Annotated in this window: 16 protein-coding genes; 15 read left to right on the top strand and 1 reads right to left on the bottom strand. The window is 30.8% G+C overall.

The window, feature by feature from the left end; all coding sequences use genetic code 11:
* The first annotated feature begins 39 nt into the window (after positions 1–39).
* The 3 genes from AXY43_RS06725 to AXY43_RS06720 are packed head-to-tail and all read left to right on the top strand — an operon-like array spanning position 40 to position 1704.
* Positions 40–585, top strand: a complete 546-nt coding sequence (locus AXY43_RS06725) for a sigma-70 family RNA polymerase sigma factor (protein ID WP_105411260.1) — start codon at positions 40–42, stop codon at positions 583–585.
* 1 nt (position 586) lies between these two features.
* Positions 587–790: a hypothetical protein gene (locus tag AXY43_RS27700; protein ID WP_243099179.1), complete on the top strand. Its 204-nt coding sequence runs from the start codon at positions 587–589 to the stop codon at positions 788–790.
* Entirely contained in the window at positions 751–1704 is a 954-nt protein-coding gene (locus AXY43_RS06720) for a DUF4179 domain-containing protein (protein ID WP_243099178.1), read from the top strand. Before AXY43_RS27700 ends, AXY43_RS06720 begins: the two co-directional genes overlap by 40 nt.
* Positions 1705–1922: 218 nt before the next feature.
* Here the strand turns inward: AXY43_RS06720 and AXY43_RS06715 are convergent, their stop codons facing one another.
* Entirely contained in the window at positions 1923–2915 is a 993-nt protein-coding gene (locus tag AXY43_RS06715; protein WP_105411259.1) for a linear amide C-N hydrolase, read from the bottom strand.
* A gap of 518 nt (positions 2916–3433) precedes the next feature.
* Here AXY43_RS06715 and AXY43_RS06710 point away from each other — a divergent pair.
* From AXY43_RS06710 to AXY43_RS06655, 12 genes are all read left to right on the top strand, one after another.
* The gene (locus tag AXY43_RS06710; protein WP_077856185.1) at positions 3434–5899 is read left to right on the top strand and encodes a GxGYxYP domain-containing protein; all 2466 of its coding nucleotides are present in this window, start codon (positions 3434–3436) and stop codon (positions 5897–5899) included.
* Positions 5900–6257: 358 nt separating this feature from the next.
* Entirely contained in the window at positions 6258–7271 is a 1014-nt protein-coding gene (locus AXY43_RS06705; RefSeq protein WP_017210275.1) for a LacI family DNA-binding transcriptional regulator, read from the top strand.
* Between the two features lie 99 nt (positions 7272–7370).
* Positions 7371–7802 carry an L-fucose mutarotase gene (gene fucU / locus AXY43_RS06700; RefSeq protein WP_017210276.1) on the top strand — a complete coding sequence of 144 codons (432 nt, stop codon included), beginning with the start codon at positions 7371–7373 and terminating at the stop codon, positions 7800–7802.
* Positions 7803–7845: 43 nt separating this feature from the next.
* A complete protein-coding gene (locus tag AXY43_RS06695) occupies positions 7846–9360 on the top strand; it encodes a xylulokinase (protein WP_077856184.1) in 1515 nt (504 codons plus the stop codon).
* A gap of 2 nt (positions 9361–9362) precedes the next feature.
* Positions 9363–10394 (top strand): galactitol-1-phosphate 5-dehydrogenase, encoded by a 1032-nt coding sequence (locus AXY43_RS06690; protein ID WP_039773803.1) that lies wholly within the window; start codon positions 9363–9365, stop codon positions 10392–10394.
* A gap of 126 nt (positions 10395–10520) precedes the next feature.
* Complete coding sequence (locus tag AXY43_RS06685) at positions 10521–11531, top strand: aldo/keto reductase family protein (RefSeq protein WP_039773804.1); 1011 nt, start codon at positions 10521–10523, stop codon at positions 11529–11531.
* A gap of 167 nt (positions 11532–11698) precedes the next feature.
* Positions 11699–12631: a 2-keto-3-deoxygluconate permease gene (locus tag AXY43_RS06680; RefSeq protein WP_039773805.1), complete on the top strand. Its 933-nt coding sequence runs from the start codon at positions 11699–11701 to the stop codon at positions 12629–12631.
* Positions 12632–12774: 143 nt separating this feature from the next.
* Positions 12775–14271 (top strand): sugar ABC transporter ATP-binding protein, encoded by a 1497-nt coding sequence (locus AXY43_RS06675; protein WP_077856183.1) that lies wholly within the window; start codon positions 12775–12777, stop codon positions 14269–14271.
* Positions 14272–14289: 18 nt separating this feature from the next.
* Positions 14290–15270, top strand: a complete 981-nt coding sequence (locus tag AXY43_RS06670) for an ABC transporter permease (protein WP_017210282.1) — start codon at positions 14290–14292, stop codon at positions 15268–15270.
* Between the two features lie 187 nt (positions 15271–15457).
* Complete coding sequence (locus AXY43_RS06665) at positions 15458–16456, top strand: ABC transporter substrate-binding protein (RefSeq protein ID WP_017210283.1); 999 nt, start codon at positions 15458–15460, stop codon at positions 16454–16456.
* A 324-nt stretch (positions 16457–16780) separates the two neighbouring features.
* A complete protein-coding gene (locus AXY43_RS06660; protein ID WP_023974558.1) occupies positions 16781–18475 on the top strand; it encodes a methyl-accepting chemotaxis protein in 1695 nt (564 codons plus the stop codon).
* A 294-nt stretch (positions 18476–18769) separates the two neighbouring features.
* A complete protein-coding gene (locus tag AXY43_RS06655) occupies positions 18770–19624 on the top strand; it encodes a tagatose bisphosphate family class II aldolase (protein ID WP_017210285.1) in 855 nt (284 codons plus the stop codon).
* Positions 19625–19638: the final 14 nt, after the last annotated feature.

Here is a 19638-nt window from a genome sequence, read left to right as displayed (position 1 = left end):
TAAGAGCTTTTACGAAAATAATGGATTGGAGAAATTTCAATGAGGTGTACCGAAAAAAATTATATCAGTAGGCTGAAAAAGAGGAAAGAAGATGCCATAGAATTTATAGTAGATAAATATCTGGCATTAGTTAAATCCACAGTATATAAAGTACTTTCACCACTTAACAAGGATGGAATTATTGAGGAGTGTATAAATGATGTATTTCTTTCAGTATGGAATAATTCAGATAAATTTACAGGTGAAGAAGTTGATTTCAAGAAATGGATATTTAAGATAGCAAGATTTAAAGCTATTGATTATTACAGGAAAGAAGTTAAGAATTTGCATGTAAGCATAGAGGACAAGGAAATAAGCACAAATGAATTAGTGGAAGAAGAAATTATTAAGCTAGAAGAAAGAAATGAATTGATAAACTTAATTAACACTCTTGAGCCTATGGATAGGGACATATTTATTATGAAGTTCTTTCTAGGGGAAAAGTCTGAGGATATTGCTAGAAAGTTTGGAATTACCAGAGCTGCGTTAGACAATAGAATTTATAGGGGTAAGAAAAAACTTAGGCTAAATTTGGAGGTAGTATAATATGAAGGATATTTATGAAATTCTAAATGATATAGAAATAGATGAAGATGAAATGGAGATAATAGATGCAACTGATATTGAAAAAGCAAAGGTAAAAAAGTATTTAAAGAAGTCTATAAATAAAGATAAGTCATATAGAAATAAGGGAATAGCTATAGCAGTTTTGTGCTGTTTGTTAATTGGAGGTGCAGGAACTTTGGGATAGCCTATCCATCTTATGCAGCAGAAATTCCGATAGTTGGAGATATATTTAGGTTTATAGATAATGGTAGAACAGGTGCATATGATAAATATAAGGAATATGCAGATGTGGTAGGGGCTACACAAGAAAGTAATGGTATTAAAGTCACAATAAAAGAAGCAATATTTGATGGAAAAACCTTAACTTATACCTATGAAATAATAAGCGATAAAGATCTAGGCGATAATCCATTTTTCAATATGAATGGACCGAGAGTTACTATAAAAGATTATAATGGAGGGACAGGAGGAAGTTCTGGAGTAAAAAGGGTTGCTGAGGATACTTATGTGGGTGAAGAAACTATTACTATAGATGAAGAAAGAAAAGCCATAAACTTTGAATTAAATTTCACAGATATAGGAGATATGAGCTCTGAAAATTCTAAAGAAATAAGTGGAAATTGGAAGTTTAAAATTAATTTAAAAGCATTAGATAATGTTAAACAAATAGTAAATAAGACAACTGAAAAAAATGGAGTTCAATTAAATATAGAAAGTATTTCTAAAACATCAGCAACATTTACGTTAAATTATTCTCAAGAAACTTCAAAGGATTTACAGGAGAAATACTTTATTGTAGATATTCCTATAGAAGAAGTAAAAGATGATTTAGGAAATGTTTATAAAGCAACAAGTGTTTCAACAAATGAAGGTAGTGAAGGAAGATATGCCGGAAAATCCATGTCAAGTTTTGGGGAGTTAAATCCAAATGCAACTAAATTAATAATAACTCCTAAAGTGCATTTATCAAATAATGTACATCAAGAATCAGGTAATGGAGAGGGAAAAGCTGTTGATACAAGTCCTGCTATAGATGAGAATCACCCTAAAAATAATGAATTTGCATTAGATGATATAGTAATTGAATTAAAAAAATAGATACACTTTTTCTTATCAGAAATAGTTTAACTGAGATATAAGTAGATTTAAAGGTAGTAGAAGTAAATTAATAGTAGAGTATAATAGATACTAAAAAAAGTTCATCATTGTTGTATGGTGAACTTTTTTATTCTTCATAAAATTATAGTACGGTCAAATCTATGGATATTGTGTCATTCGTAAGTGTAGCTTATATATTTTAAATGGTAGAATCAATACTATATTTCTCCAAATTTAATTGGACGCCGTAACTTTCCTAGAGAGATTAGATGAGTACTTTCTTTATAGTTATCCCAAAGGCTTGCTCTTGTAATATTAGGATTATCGTAAGTTTTAAAGAAGTATTCACAAGTATTTGTATTAACAAAGGCAGTGTATTTTGTATAATCATAAGTATCTCTATTTGTTATTACTATCCCTTTTGGAATAGAAACACTTTCCATAATATGAAAGCATGTATTTATTGCTTCTAAACTGTCACTAGGCGCTTTAATATGTGTTTTTTGATATGCTGTTCTTACAAATCGTTCTGGAGATGTGTAGCCTCCAGGTAACTGCATAGTTCCTCCAGCCTGACCAAATGGCCTTAAATGAATGTTACCCCAGCATGCATCGCTAGTCTGAGTTGGAGATACATTCATGTAATTTCGTAAATTAGTCATGTGCCACTGAAGATCAGGACTATTGGCCATTACTCCAATTGAATTTTTGTATAAAGTTAGACCTCTTTCTGTTTGTTCAATGACGACACATTCTCCACTTTTATCTGTAGCAATCCAATGCAAAGGAGCCACTGTTTGCGTTACTGGATCTTCAAGACCTACAATATCTATTTCCATTAATATTTCTTTAAGATCTTTTACTGATTCACATCTTCCTAAAATATAATGAAGAAAATCTAATGAGGAAACAGCTTCCATGGTAATGGAATCTTTATGAGTCTTGTATTTAGCATAACCTGCAAAATATAATGCTGCAGCTGCAAATCCTTTTTCATTTACTCCATCAAAGAAACCAAGCATTTCACCTGCTTCTTGTCCAATTCCTATAAAGCTATAGTAATCGCAAATTTTACTCATGTTGAGAGTATTATTCCATACAAAATTTTTAGGTACAACATAAAGTTCTGGCTCAATATCATAAGAAAAATCCATAGTTCTCCCAAAAAAATTCTCCATCTTTTTTGATTGTAGTGTTATTGCTGTACACATTCTAGTCCTCATCCTCCTTATACTTTATTAACTTAGCACTTGAAATTTATCACTAATGTAAACTTATATTTAATCAATCTAAACCATAAACTGCTTGCTGCTTAAAACCTTTAACGATATTTTCATAGCTTTTTTGAATCAAAATATTTATGGTTTCGACCACATAAATCTAGTCTTAACGTTTGATAGCTATATAAAAGGCCTATAATTTATAGATATACTTACACATGGCATAAAGTTCCACTTATTAATGTGAAACTATGAATGGTTTAGATTTAATATCTTATATTTTGAGGAAGGATAAAAAGTATATAAAATTACAATAAACTTTGTAATGTATTGATTCTAGATAAATACAAATAAAGTAAATACAATATTAAAATATAGATTAAGGTTCAAGAAGAAATATATGATATTTTGAATTTATATGATTTTAAATTACTATTTTGAATAAAAATTATGTTCCTATCGGATACTATCATTATAACTAATGATTATCTAAAAATAGGAGGAACAATATGAATAAAAATTTTAAAAGGATTACAATCTTAACGATGCTGATAGTCAGCATTTTCTCATTTGCAGTGAACAACAATGCAATAGCTCAGGTACCGTCGGACAAGGATAATGGAGTACATCTAATTTTAGACTCAGTTAATTATAATAGTGTTTTACCAAAGCACTTCCGAAAAACTACTGATTTAGCAGTTGTAAAGGACAATAAAGATTTGGATCTTAAGGGGTTAGATAAGCTGAATATTTCTGGCAGTCAACAATTTTCAGGGAATAATATAGATCTTTTAACAAAGGCAATTGATACTTCTCTGCCTATGACAGTAATAGATTTAAGACAGGAATGTCATGGATTCATAAATGGATTTGCAGTTAGCTGGGCAGATGCAAGAAATAATGCTAATGTAGGACTCACAAGAGATCAAGTTATAGCTAAAGAAAAAGAGGATTTAAAAAGTATCAAATTAAATGAACCTATAACTTTTTATAATAACTCTAAACAAACCATGGATGTTAAAACAGTTCAAAGCGAAGAAGAACTTACTAAATCAAAAAATTTAGGATATGAAAGAGTAACAGTTAGAGATGGTGGAATACCTACTGATGATATGGTTGATTATTTTATGGAATTCATAAAAAATAAACCAAAAGATTCTTGGCTTCACTTTCATTGCAAAGAAGGCATAGGAAGAACATCTACTTTCATGATAATGTATGACATGATTAATAATTATAAAGATGTCAATGCTGATGGCATAATTAAAAGACAATTGGCATTAGCAAATTTTGAGGATACTACATTGAAGTCCTTTTATAATAATGAAAGAATGGGATTCTTAAATAAATTTTATGATTATTGCAAAGCTAATGGAGACTCATTTGATACTAAATGGAGTGAGTGGAATAGTAAAGCTTCTAGTATAGATGAAACAGATAAATCTAATGCTATCCAGGTATCAAATGTAAATTCTGTTTATATGAAAAATAATATAGTTCCTAAATCTTTATATGCGATTTCTTTAGATTCTATGACACCTGGTGAAAGAACAATGATAACTAGCCTTCAGGGGCTAGTTAATAATCATTGTTCTTTTCAAATATATACACTTAATTCTTCTCAGCCTGATTATAAAATATGGTTGGAAGATTTAAAAAGTAATCATAATGTACCTTATGAAATGATATCAGATCCTTGGGAGCTAATAAAAATATATAAAGACTATATAAAAGGGTACGTGCTTTATAATGGTGAAACTAAAGATCCTTCAATAAACAATGCTTGTTCCTTAGCAGGCATTAAAAACGCTATAGTTATTGATGAAAAGCTGGAACCTAAAATAAAAGAACTTGGTATAGAAAGTAAAGGAGATTGCAGAAGTACAGATGAAAATTGGGCCTATGATAATTTGTGGAATAAAGGACTAAATCATTCCATGGTAATGGAGCTTTCTCCTGATAGAATTGATGCATTAAGGGACTATGCCATAATGACTAAATCTTTAATATTTTATGAAGGAAGTGTAGATAAAACAGCTCTTAGAGATAAAATATTTTCTTCTGTGGATGATAACGCTACATGTTTGGGCTGGGGTCCAGATGAGTTTATTAACGTGAGTACAGCTTCAAAATATGGTGTAAGCATGGTTGCAGCAGATTGGTCCTATAATTTAACTACATTGAGTGCTTTCAAAGAACCTCATATTAATAAAAACTCTTCATTAAAAGTTCCTAAAGAAGAAAATGTTCATTATGTTACTTTTATAATGTCAGATGGAGACAATCAGCAGTGGAACCTTGGAACTAATTATGGTTCGTCTAAGTGGTTTGGGTATGAGAATAGAGACAAACTTTCTTTAGGTTGGTCTATGACTCCAGCATTATATTATTTAAGTCCTACTGTATTTGATTTATATAACAAAAGCATAAGCAATGAGGATCCAAGGAATAATTTCATAGTAGCTCCTTCTGGAAATGGATACATATATCCAAGCAAATTTCCTCGTAATAAGTTAGGTTCATATGTTGACTTATTAAATAATTACATGGAAAGAGTAAATGAAAATTGCGTATCAATAATAGATGATTCTGCGTTTCATGATATTGAGCTTTGGAATGAGTTTACTAAAAAATCAAATATCAAAGGTTTATTTTATCTTGACTATCATAGACACGATAATTATAAAGGAGAAATTTTATGGTCTAATAATAAACCTTTAGTGTCTTGCAGAGATCTACTTTGGAATTCACTTGAAGACGAAGAAGAGTTAGTAAAAAGGATAAATGATAGAGTTAGTTTAGGACAAACAAATATCCATAGTCCAGAAGCATACTCCTTTGTCTATGTGCACGTATGGACAAAAGAGACAAGTAACGTGGAGAAAGTTACGAAGATGCTAAAAGAAAACAAAAGCGTAAGAGTAGTTCCCCCTGAAACGTTTATGGAGCTTATAAGTAAGAATATTAAACATTAATATACAGAGCTAAACGTATTATCCTATTTGGTGACTAATATTTTAATTATTCAATGAGGAGTTAAGAAAATAGAAATATTACAATAAAAAATAGAATAAATCAAAAAGAGGAATGCTAAAAAGGCAAGTGCTAGGCAGTAATTTTAATGACATAAAATCAAATATGGAAACTCTAAAGTTATATAGTAGGTTTGAAGTGCATTCCTCAATTTGATCACTGGCTTAGAGATTTTCAATTAATTAATGTTATAAAAAAATAAATTATTACTAATTTATTTAGTAAAATTAGACATTATCTATTGACAAATAAAATAGAAAGATATAATATTGAATTAAGCTAAACGTTTCACTTAGGGAGGTGGTTATAATAAGTGCGACAATTAAAGATGTAGCTCGAAAAACAGGCTTATCAATAGCAACTATATCTAAATACATAAATGGTGGAAATGTTTTAGATAAAAATAGAGAAATAATTCAAGCTGCCATTGAAGAATTAAATTTTACGGTTAATGAAATGGCAAGAGGATTAAAGACTAATAAAACTAGAACAGTAGGGATCGCTCTACCAGATTTAAATAATCTGTTTTTTACATCAATTGTTTCAAAAATAGAAGATGTTCTTTTGAAAGACGGTTACGGAACTATAATATGTGACTACAAGCAAGATTATGACTTAGAAAAGAAGAAATTAGAATTCTTAGTAAATAAGTCGGTAGATGCAATAGTTTTAGTACCATCAGGGAAAGAAGTAAACGAGTTACGTGAGATATTAGAAAGTGGAATACCAGTAATACTTATTGATAGACTTTTAAAAGATATAGAATGTGATGTGGTACTTGGGGATAATTTAAATTCATCATATAATGCAGTAGAAACCTTATTTACCAAGGGACATAAAAGAGTTGGTGTAATTGTAGGGCCCCAAGAAATGTATACTGCTGAGCAAAGATTAAAAGGTTATTATAGAGTGCATGAAGATTATTCATTTAAAATTGATTCGAATTTGATAAAATACGGAGATTACAGAATGGATAGTGGATATGCTCTTTTCAAAGAATTATTGAGCATGGATGATCCGCCAACTGCTGTTTATGTAACTAATTATGAAATGACATTAGGTGCAGTAATGGCCATAAATGAAATGGGGATTAATATACCTGATGATTTATCTATAATAGGTTTTGATAATATGGAATTAATAAGGGTATTGAATCCGCCATTGTCAGTAGTAGTTCAACCTATGGAAAAGATAGGTGAAACGACAGCGAAATTATTGCTTAAAAGAATGAGTGGGGATAATAGCAATTTCCCATCAATAAATAGATTGAAATCAGATTTAATTGTTACTAAATCTATTGGAAAAGCTAAGTGAAAATACGTGTGTAAGAAATTACACATGATTTTTAAATAAAAAACAAAACGTTTCGCTATAATACAAAGTTAATAGACGAAACAATTAGGAGGAGCTAATATGTTAAAAGGAATTTCGAAAATATTATCACCAGAGCTTTTGAAAATTTTAATGGAAATGGGTCATACAGATGAAATTGTGATTTCTGACGGAAATTTTCCGGCTGGAACATATTCTCAAAGGTTAGTTAGATTAGATGGACACAATGTTCCAGAAGTTTTGGAGGCTATATTAAAATTATTCCCTCTTGATACTTATGTTGAAAAACCAGTGGCATTGATGGAAGTTGTAAAAGGTGATCCTATAGTTCCTACAATTTGGGAGGAATATAGAAAAATAGTTAAGAATGGTCATGATGATTTTACAGATTTTGAATATATGGATAAATGGGATTTTTATGAAAGATCTAAAAAAGCATATGCGGTTGTAGTTACCGGCGAATCAGCATTATATGCAAATATTTTGATTAAAAAAGGCGTTGTAACTGAGTAAAGTTAATAGAATTAGAAATATTAATCTATAAAGAGGTGAAACGATGGAAAAGTTGTTATTAGGAATAGATATTGGAACATCAGCTTGTAAAGTTGCAATATTTGATTTAGATGGACATGTAGTATCACAATCTAATAAGGCATACTCAGTGTATTATCCAGAAAAGGATTTTGTAGAACAAGATGCCGAAGAATGGTGGAATGCTGTGTGTGATGCAACAAAGGAATGCATTGAACAAAGTCATATTAATCCAGAACAAATAAAAGGTATTGGAATAGATGGACAAGGTTGGGCTGCACTCCCTGTGGATGTTGAAGGTAAACCTCTTCATAATGCAATGATCTGGATGGATAGAAGATCTACAAAACAATGTGAGGAAGTCATAAAAAAAATAGGAGAAGACAAAATATTTGAAGTTAGTGGTAATTCATTTGATGCCACATACACAACTCCTAAGATTTTATGGCTTAAAGAAAATAAACCTGATGTGTTCATTAAAACTTATAAATTCCTTCAAAGCAATAGTTACATAGCATTCAAATTAACAGGTGCTATGACACAAGATTTATCACAAGGATATGGACTTCATTGCTTTGATATGAAAACGGGAAAATATGATGCTAAACTATGCGAAGAATTAGGAATACCTATGGAAAAGTTACCAGACATAGTTCCTTGTGATCAAGTTGTCGGAACTGTAAACGATATTGCAGCAAAGCAGACTGGGTTAGCAATTGGAACACCGGTAGTAGCTGGTGGATTAGATGCAGCTTGCGGAACTTTAGGTGCTGGAGTTATTGAGTTTGGACAAACGCAGGAACAAGGTGGACAAGCTGGCGGCATGAGTATTTGTTTAGATAAGCCCATTGGCCATAAAAAATTAATATTAGGATTTCATGTGATACCAAATGCATGGCTGCTTCAAGGCGGAACAGTTGGTGGGGGAAGTCTTAAGTGGTTCAGAAATGAATTTGGAGAATACGAAAAGTATATTGAAGAACAAACTGGCGAAAATTCATTTGATGCATTAGTAAATAAAGCAAAGGGTGTAAATATTGGAGCAGATGGAGTGATATATTTACCGTACATGGCAGGTGAGAGATCACCTATATGGGATAAACATGCTAAAGGAGTGTTCTATGGTTTAGGATACGATAAGACAAAGGGGCACATAGTACGATCTATATTAGAAGGAACAGCATATTCATTAGAGCATAATTTACAAACTGCAAAAGAGGTAAATGTTGATGTTGAGGAACTGATTGCTATCGGTGGAGCTGCTAATAGTTTAACTTGGACTCAAATAAAAAGTGATGTAACAGGAAAACGAATTAAAGTTCCAACTTCAGATACAGCGACTACCTTAGGAGCAGCAATATTAGCTGGAGTTGGTACTGGTCTTTATAAGGATTATAGGGAAGCAGTTCAAAGAACTATAAAAATTACTAGAGTACATGAACCCGATATGAAGGCTCATGAAATATATAAGAGATATTATCCTATATATTTAGAAATATATGAAAATTTGAAAGACACATTCAAAAAAAGCGAGGTGTAGAAATGAAAGCATTAGTTATAACTGGTATTTCAAAGGTAGAATTGCAAGATTTAGAAATACCTAAATATAAGGATGACGAAGTATTGATAAAAGTTAAGTACTGTGGAATTTGTGGATCCGATCTTCCAAGAGCTTTAGATGGAGGTGTACATTCATTTCCTATAGTGGTAGGACACGAATTCTCTGGACAGATAGTTGAAGTAGGAGAGAAAGTAAAGAACGTTAAGGTTGGCGATAGGGTTACAGCAGGAGCATTACTACCATGTGGAAAATGTGAAGCTTGTCAGCAAGGTAGACCTGCAATGTGTAGTGATTATGGATTTATAGGCTCTAGGCAAAATGGAGCTATGGCAGAGTATGTAGCAGTTAAATCTCAAAATGTAGTTAAATTACCAGATGAAGTTGATTATAAAGAAGGAGCTATGATTGAGCCATTAACAGTAGCACTACATGGTATTCAAAGAATTAATATTAAAGCAGGAGCAACAGCTTTAGTCTTCGGTGCAGGAACTATAGGTCTTTTAGCACTTCAGTGTTTGAAGGCAGTAGGTGCAGGCAAAGTTTATATGGTAGATGTTGTTGACAAAAAATTAGAATTGGCAAAAAAATTAGGTGCGGATGATGTAATAAATTCAATGAAGGTGGATTTAAATGAGTATTTATCTGAACATGGTAAGCCAGAAGTAGTAGTTGAAAATTCAGGATCACCTATAGCTCAAGCCCAATGTTTAGAGATAGTAAAAAAATGTGGTTCAGTTGTATATATAGGAACTGCAACTAGAGATTTAACTCTTAAACCAGAGACTTTTGAAAAGATATTAAGAGGAGAATTAAATATAACAGGTTCATGGATGTCTTATAGTGCACCTTATCCAGGATATGAATGGACTACAGCAGTTGAATATATAAAAGAAAAGAAGATAGATTTAAAATCAATGATTACAAATGTATATAAATTAGAAGATGGTTTAGCACCATTTGAAGTAATGAGAGACAGAGAAGCTTGCGCTACAAAAGTATTGTTTGAGATTTAAAAGTTAATTATATAAAAATAAACAAGCTTAATTAATAGCTGATTAATAGCTATTTTAAGATAAATTATATTAAAGGAATTTATAAAAAATAAACTATAAGAAATAAATTAAAGAGGAGAGATAAATATGAATTTTACACCTATAGACCCAAATAAAGTGCCACAAAGAACATTATATACAGGGGCTAAAATGCCTGGAATAGGAATGGGAACTTTCGGTTCAGATCGTTTTTCAGCTGAAGATATTGCAAATGCAGTAAAAGGAGCAGCTAAATTAGGATTTAGGCTTTTTGATGGAGCTAGTGTTTATGGAAATGAAGATTTGATTGGTGAAGTTTATAAGGAAATATTAGCAAGTGGAATCAAAAGAGAAGAATTATTTATAACATCAAAAGTTTGGAATGATCAACATGATAATGTTATAGAATCTTGCAAGCAAACATTAAAAGATCTTCAATTAGATTACTTAGATTGTTATTTTGTACATTGGCCATTCCCTAACTTCCATGCTAAAGGAGTATCAGTAGATTCTCGTGATCCAAATGCAAAACCATATATACATGAAGATTTCATGAAGACATGGAGACAAATGGAACAATTAGTTGAAATGGGACTAGTAAAACATATAGGAACATCTAGTGTAACAATTCCTAAATTAAAATTAATATTAAGAGATGCTAAGATTAAGCCAGCTGTTAATGAAATGGAATTGCACCCATGTTTCCAACAACCAGAATTATATAAATTCTGTAAAGATAATGGTATAGAAGTAATTGGATTCTGCCCAATTGGATCACCAACTCGCCCAGATAGAGATAAAACTGATAGTGATATTGCAGATATTGAAGAACCTACAGTAGTTAAGATTGCAAAAGCACATAAAGTTCATCCAGCAGTAATTTGTGTTAAATGGGGAGTTCAACATGGACATACGCCAATTCCATTCTCAATTCACGAAAATGAATACTATAGTAATCTTTTAAGTGCAGTTGAAGATCCTTTAACTGATGAAGAAATGAAAGAGCTTGAAGAAGCAGATAAGAATTGTCGTCTAATTAAAGGACAAGTATTCTTATGGGAAGGTGCTAAAGATTGGGAAGACTTATGGGATCTTGATGGAACAATAACAACTCTTTAAGGATTTATAAGAATATATCAGGCACTCATGTTTTTAAGTAAATAGAATTTACCTATGAATATATACTATAAAGCTTTCATTAAATCTATAGAAGTTATATAAAGTAAAACTAGAATGCCCAACAAAACATAGTTGAAAAAAGTATATAGTAAACAGAGGTGAATACTTTGCGAATTTTAAAAACTATAAAAAGAGTGCCTGGTGGATTAATGATGGTTCCATTAATATTAGCTGCTGTAATAAACACTTTTACACCGGATATAATGAAAATAGGATCGTTTACAACCGCTTTATTTTCAGCACAAGGATCTGCTACGATAATAGGAATATGTTTATTTTGCTTAGGAACAAATTTTAAAATTAGAGATATCAAAGAATGTTTTAAAAGAGGATCCGTATTGTTAGCTGCCAAAGTTTTATCTGGAGCTATTATTGGAATTATATTAAATGCATATTTCGGATTTGATGGTATTCTAGGTATATCAACAATTGCAATTGTTGGAGCTGCTACTAATAGCAATAATAATTTGTATTTAACTCTAGTAAGTGAGTATGGTGATGAAAAAGATTTAGCCGCTCAGAATATACTAAATTTTAATACAGGTGCTTTTTTTACCCTTATAATTTTAGGTATAGGTGGCAAGGCTAATATATCGATAATTAGTTTTATTAGTGTAATGGGACCATTTTTAGTTGGAATGTTAATTGGAAATATAGATGAAGAGATAGGAGCGTTTTTTAAACCAGGAATAACTATGATAATTCCTTTAATGGGCTTTTGTATAGGCGCTTCTATAAACTTACAAAACGTTGTAAAAGCTGGACTAGGTGGACTTTTACTTGGACTAATTGTTCTTATAGGAACAGGAATACCTTTGGTGGTGATTGATAAGGTCATAAATAAAAGACCAGGATATGCAGGGGCTGCGCTATCTAGTGTTGCAGGTAATGCTATAGCAACGCCTTCGGCATTAGCATTACTAGATAATAGATTTCAGATTTATGTTGAATCTGCAACTACTCAAATCGCTGCTGCAGTAATAATTACTATAATATTAACTCCACTATTTACAATGTATGTAAATAAAAACTGGAGGTGAAAATTTCTATAATATTATGTAATTACATATTGTAAATGATACCATAATGTGATATCATTATATAAAATAACGGTTAGATGTTAATTGAATAAAAAAAGCTAAACGTTTAGCGAGAAAAATAATAGGAAGTGGTGAAGTATAAAATGGATGAATTATTAAGAATGGAAAATATAGAAAAATCATTTCCAGGAGTTAAAGCTTTATCAGGAGTTAATTTATTATTAAAAAAAGGAGAACTTAATGCTTTAGTTGGAGAAAATGGAGCAGGAAAGTCAACATTAATGAAAATATTAGCAGGGGTTCATCAAAAAGATGCTGGAAAGGTATTTATAGAGGGCCAAGAAATACAAGAACTAAATCCTGATATATCCTTAAAACTGGGTGTAAGTATAGTGTACCAAGAATTCAATCTATTTAAGGATCTAACTGTCGCGGAAAATTTATTTATTAAACGTGAGAAAATGAATAAAAGTTTTAAATTTATAATTGATGATAAAAGTCAAAGAGAAAGAGCTATAGAATTACTAGATAGTTTAAATCTTAAAATCAATCCAGATGAAAAGGTTTCAAATCTAAGTGTGGCTGAGCAGCAAATGGTTGAAATAGCAAAATCCCTACTAGTAAATTGTAAGATTCTAGTTATGGATGAGCCAACTGCTGCGTTGACAGAAAGCGAAACAGAAAATTTATTTAGAGTAATAGAAGAACTTAAAGAAAAAGGTGTAGGAATTATATATATATCACATAGATTAGAGGAACTTGAAAGAATATGTGATACTGTAACAATATTGAGAGATGGAAATTTTATAAAGACCTGTGCTTACAAAGACATAACGATGAAAGACATGATAGCATCAATGGTTGGACGTGATATGAGTAATAAATTTCCTACAGCTAAATATGAGGTTTCTGATAAAAAAGAAGTAATCTTAGAAATTAAAAAAGTCAAACAAGGAAAGAAGCTTGATATAGAAAATGTAAACTTATACAAAAATGAAATTTTAGGTTTCTATGGTTTAATGGGCTCTGGAAGAACAGAGTTAGCGAGAATTTTATTTGGAGCAGATAAAGCTGAGATTGTAGAATTTAAAATAGAAGGAAAAGATGTAAAGGTAAGATCAACACATGATGCTATGAGTCAAGGAATAGCATACCTAACAGAAGATAGAAAAAAAGATGGACTAGCTTTAGGTCAATCGGTAGAATATAATATCAATTTATCTAATCTAGAGAAAATTAGCAAATTTAAAGTTGTAAATGATAAAAAAGCTAGAGAAAATGCTGAATCTTATATAAAAGGTCTTAGAATAAAAACACCAAGTATGAATCAATTAGCTAAAAATTTAAGTGGTGGTAATCAACAAAAAATAATAATAGGAAAATGGCTAAGTAGAAACCCTAAAATATTAATATTTGATGAGCCAACTAGAGGAATAGATGTCGGTGCAAAATACGAAGTATATGAATTGATGCAAAGGCTTGTAGAAGGCGGAATAGGTGTAATAATGATATCATCAGAACTACCAGAAATTATTGGGGTTAGCGATAGAGTTATTATTTTCAGAGAAGGAAGTGTTGCAGGAGAGTTAGAGAAAAAAGATTATTCAGAAGAAAATATACTTTCTTATGCAATAAGTTAAAGTTTTGGAGGTATGGAGATGGAAAAAGTAGTTGTAAATTCAAAAGAAAAAACTGTAGATTTAAAATATTTAATAAAAAATTCAGGGATTCTTATCGGACTCTTATTAATGGGAATAGTATTCACAATATTAAGTGAAAATTTTTTAACTGTTAATAATTTACTTACAATAGCATTGCAGACATCGGTAATAGGTGTTTTAGCAATAGCAGAAACATATGCGATTATAACTTCGGGAATAGATTTATCTGTTGGATCAGTACTAGCGGTTTCAGGTGTTGTTTCTGGTAAACTTATGGTTTATGGAGTTCCAGTACCGATTTCTATACTAGCAGGTCTTGCAGTAGGAACTCTATGTGGATTATTAACAGGATTAGCAATAACAAAGCTTGAAATTGCACCATTTATAGCAACTTTAGGAATGATGAGTATTGCAAGAGGTGCAGCGTATATTATCACAGGTGCGCTACCTGTATCAGGATTACCAGAAAGCTTTTATGTAATTGGTGGAGGTAAAGTGCTTGGAATACCAGTAGCAGTACTTATTATGTTTGCTCTTGCATTTATATTCGGATTTATTTTAAGAAAAACTACTTTTGGAAGATATGTATATTGTTTAGGAAGTAATGAAGATGCAGCACAACTTTCAGGAATTAATGTTGATAGAACTAAAATTGGCGTTTATATGATTTCAGGATTATTAGCAGCTGCCGCAGGAATAATATTAGCATCTAGATTAGTATCAGCTCAAGCTACTGCTGGACTCAGCTATGAAATGGATGGAATATCAGCAGCAATAGTTGGTGGATGTAGTCCTTTAGGTGGTGTAGGTAAAATAAGAGAAACAATAATTGGAGCTTTTGTAATAGGAGTTTTAAGAAATGGTTTAAATCTATTAAGCGTTAGCGCATTCTGGCAACAAGTAGCAATCGGTCTTGTAATTATATTTGCAGTTGCATTAGATACTTATAGAAGAAAGAAAACAGCTAAAATAATGTAAGAGAAGTAAACGATATTATTAAAATTTTATTATGTAACTGATGCAATGATGAAACAGAAAATGATACGAGTAAGTATTTACTAAAGCATTATTATATCAAGATAAATAAAATTTTATAAATATAAAAATACTAAACACTATATTTTAAATAATTGAACAAATCAAGAAGGATGAAGGGAGAATTATTATGAAATTAAGAACTAAAAAATTAGCTTTAATTCTTGCATTAGCAATGGTTTCAAGTGTTGCTGTAATGGGGTGCGGAAGAGGTACATCATCAAATCAAGCAAGTAATGGTGGTAGTAGTAATGGGGGAAATAAGAAAATAACAGTTGTAGTTAAGACTGTGGAATCACCATATTGGCAAACAGTTAAAAAAGGAGCAGAAGAGGCAGCAAAAAAATATGGAGCTAGCATAGATTTTGTGGGAGCACCAGGTGGAGAATCTGATATTAATGGACAAGTTACTCTTGTTGAAAATGCAGTAAGTCAAAAGCCAGATGGTGTTGTATTGGCAGCGTCAGATTCAAAGGCAGTAGCGCCAGCAGCACAAAAATTAATAGATGCTAAAATTCCATTAGCTTTAATAGATTCAGCTTGTGATGTTAAAGATTATTTATCATATGCAACAACAGATAACGAACAAGCTTCTTATCAAGTTGGTAAAAAACTTGGAGAATTAACTGGCGGAAAAGGAAAAGTTGCAATAGTAAGTTTTAGTCCAGGAGCTGGATCAGCAATAGCAAGAGAAAAAGGATTTAAAAAAGCTATTAGTGAATTCTCAGGTATGGAAATTGTTCAAACAGTATATTGCGACAGTGATAAGGCTAAAGCATTGACACTTACTCAAGATATAGTTACAGCACATCCAGATATAACAGCAATTTATGGAGCTAATGAACAATCATTAGTTGGTGTTGCAAGAGGAGTTAAAGAAACAAATTCAAAAGCTATTGTAGTTGGATTTGATTCATCAGATGATGTTATTCCTTTATTACAAGATAAGACTATAAAAGCTACAGCTGTTCAAAAACCATATACAATGGGATATGATGCAGTAGAAAATATTATGAAAAGTTTAAATGGAGAAAAAATTGAAAAAAATGTTGATACAGGTTGTGTAATTGTAACACCAGAAAACTTTAATGATGATGAATCACAAAAAGTTTTATATCCATTAAAGTAGTATAAAATCCATAAATAAAATATATTTTAAAGGTCATTGCAGCGAAATTAAGAAAAATATTTTGAAATCTAGTTTAGTGAAATACAAAAAAGATATTTAAAATAGTCTGTGAGTAACTCATGATAATAAAGATATAACGCAGAGTTTTATCAAACTTCAAGTGCTCACAGACTATAAATTTACTATTCGCATCTAAATCAAATAATATAAATTTTAAATTTACAAAAATAACCTTGCATGAAAACTGTTTTTAGGAAATCACTGATAAATTATAATGTTATTACTGATAACAATTTTAACTTATTGTGAGGAGCGTTGATTCAAATGTATAAGATATTTAAATCAAAACTAGAGAATTACCCTATTAAAAGAAAAATAGGGATAGGATTCTCATTGATTATTGCACTAACAATTCTTTGCGTCATCACAACATTGATAAGTTTGAGAAGTGTAGCAAATAAAACTAACACTTTATATAATGGGCCTTATAATGTTACTAACATGATATGGGATATGAGAAATGACTTTATGATAATGGATAAAAATATGTATGAGGCTATGTTAGAAACAGATCCGCAAAAGATAAAAGATAATGTTGCAAATGCCAATTATGAAGCTGAAAAAATTGAAGAAAAAGTAGAGAGTCTCAGAAATTTGTTTTCTGAGCAAAAGAAATTAATAGATTCATTTGAAGTATATATGAGTGCCTCACAAGCATATAGGGATAAGATAAGTGAAGCTCTTCTAGAAAAAAACAATAATCAGGCAATAAGCATGATGAAAGGTACATACAAACAAAATATTGATGGTGCTTTAGATTGCTTAACTAATATTTCAAAGATTTCAGAAGAAACAGCAAGCGAATTTGTTAGTCAAACGAACCAATATAAAAATGTGGTTTTCATAATAGATATATTAATGATAATATTCATACTTGGAACAGCAATTTTAGTAGCTAAAATAATGCAAGAAATTATAATTAAAGGTATATATCATGTTATGAAGATATCCGCGGATATATCTCAAGGAAATCTAAAAGATGATGATACTTTTGTGTCAGAAGATGAACTTGGAATTATGGTTAAAAATTTAAATGAAACTGTGAAGACACTAAAATCATATATAATAGATTTATCTTCGATCTTAGAAAATATATCAGATGGAAAATTAGATATTGATATTGAAATGGAATATAAAGGTGATTTTATACCAATGCGAGATTCATTAGAAAAAATTATTTACAAGTTAAATGATATTTTTAATAATATCAATACTGCTGTCAATTTGGTTGCAAGTACTTCCATGAGCATTGCATTAACAACTCAAACTCTTTCAGAAGGATCTATAGAACAAGCCAATGTTATAGAGAAATTAGCTTTTAGCTTTAATGAAATATTAGATAAAGCAAGAAAAAATGAACAAAATGCAGAGCAAGCAAATAATTTTTCTAGTACGACTAAAGAGATAGTGGCTGAAGGTAGTAAGAGAATGAGTACACTAATGAGGTCAATGGAAGAAGTGAATAAATCATCTAGAGAAATAGCTAATATAATAAATACTATTGAGGATATTTCAAAACAAACAAATCTTCTTGCATTAAATGCCGCCATAGAAGCAGCAAGAGCAGGTGAAGCAGGTAAAGGTTTTGCGGTTGTTGCAAATGAAGTTAAGATATTAGCAGAAAAATCTTCAGAAGCAGTTAAAAATACAACGCAAATAATTGGAAAATCCATAAAGGCGGTAGATGAAGAAACTAGTTTAGCACAAGAAACCGTTGAATCATTACAAAATATAGTCACAAATATTGAACAAACAACTAATTTAGTTAAAGAAATTTCAATATCTTCTGAGAATCAAACCGTAGAAATAAGTGAAATTAATAGTGGGTTAGACAGAATATCTACTGTGGTTCAGATGAATTCAAATACATCTCAAAAAGTTGCAGCAGAAATTCAAGAGTTAGCATCTCAATCACAACTATTAAAAGAGCAATTGGAGAGATTTAGTTTAAAAAATTAGAAATAGAAAGATGCTTTAATAATCATAATTTTATTGCAAGAAAGATAAATCTAGATATAAAAAATACATTTTTAATATTTAGGAAAGATGTTAAATTAGACTTGAAGGCAATAAGTTTTTGATATATAATGAAAAAAACATATAATTTACCATTAAAGCTAAACGTTTCGCTTTTGTAAAGTTAAATAAGAAAAAACGCTTAGAAGTTTGAAGCTCATTATGTAATTCTTAAATGTAAATTAGAAATATTAATATAAAAAATTGTACATATTTAAATTAAGAGGAGGAGTAAAAATGATATTATCAACTAGAGAAATGTTAAAAAAAGCACAAAAGGATGGGTATGCAGTACCTGCTTTTAATATTCATAATTTAGAGACGCTACAAGTTGTAGTAGAAACAGCACACGAAATGAGATCTCCTGTAATTATAGCTGGAACACCTTCAACAATTACAGATTATGCAGGGCCAGATTATATAAAAGCTATGGCAGAAGTTGCAGCAGGGAAATATGACATTCCAATAGCTATTCATTTAGACCATTTTGAAGACGTTAATGAAATCAAAAAAGATATAGATATTGGTTTTAGATCATGTATGATTGATGCTTCAAAACATGAATTTGAAGAGAATATTGCAATTGTAAAAGAGGTAGTAGATTATGCTCATAAATTTGATACAACTGTTGAAGCTGAACTGGGAAAATTAGGTGGAAGAGAAGATGATTTAGTCGTAGATGAGAAAGATACGATGTATACAAATCCTGATGATGCAGCAGAGTTCGTAGAAAGAACTGGAGTAGATTCTTTGGCTGTTGCAATAGGAACAGCACATGGATTATACAAAGGAGAAGCAAAACTTGATTTCGAAAGATTAAAGGAAATTAGAAATAAAGTAAGTATTCCGCTAGTACTTCATGGAGCATCTGATGTACCGGACGAGCTTGTTAAAAAAGCCATTTCACTTGGAATATGCAAAGTAAATGTTGCTACAGACTTAAAGATTCCATTTTCAAGTGCTGTGAAAGAATTTTTTGAGGTACACCCAGAGGAAAGTGATCCAAGAAAATATATGACTCCAGGTAAAGAAGCTATGAAAAAGATAGTGAAGCATAAGATTGAAGTTTGTGGTAGCGCAAATAGATATTAATTTCTGTTTTATAA

The sequence above is a fragment of the Clostridium sp. MF28 genome (genome assembly GCF_002969175.1).
Lineage (GTDB): Bacteria > Bacillota > Clostridia > Clostridiales > Clostridiaceae > Clostridium > Clostridium beijerinckii.
Note: the sequence above shows the minus strand (reverse complement) of the source record. Positions and strands in the feature narration are given on the sequence as shown.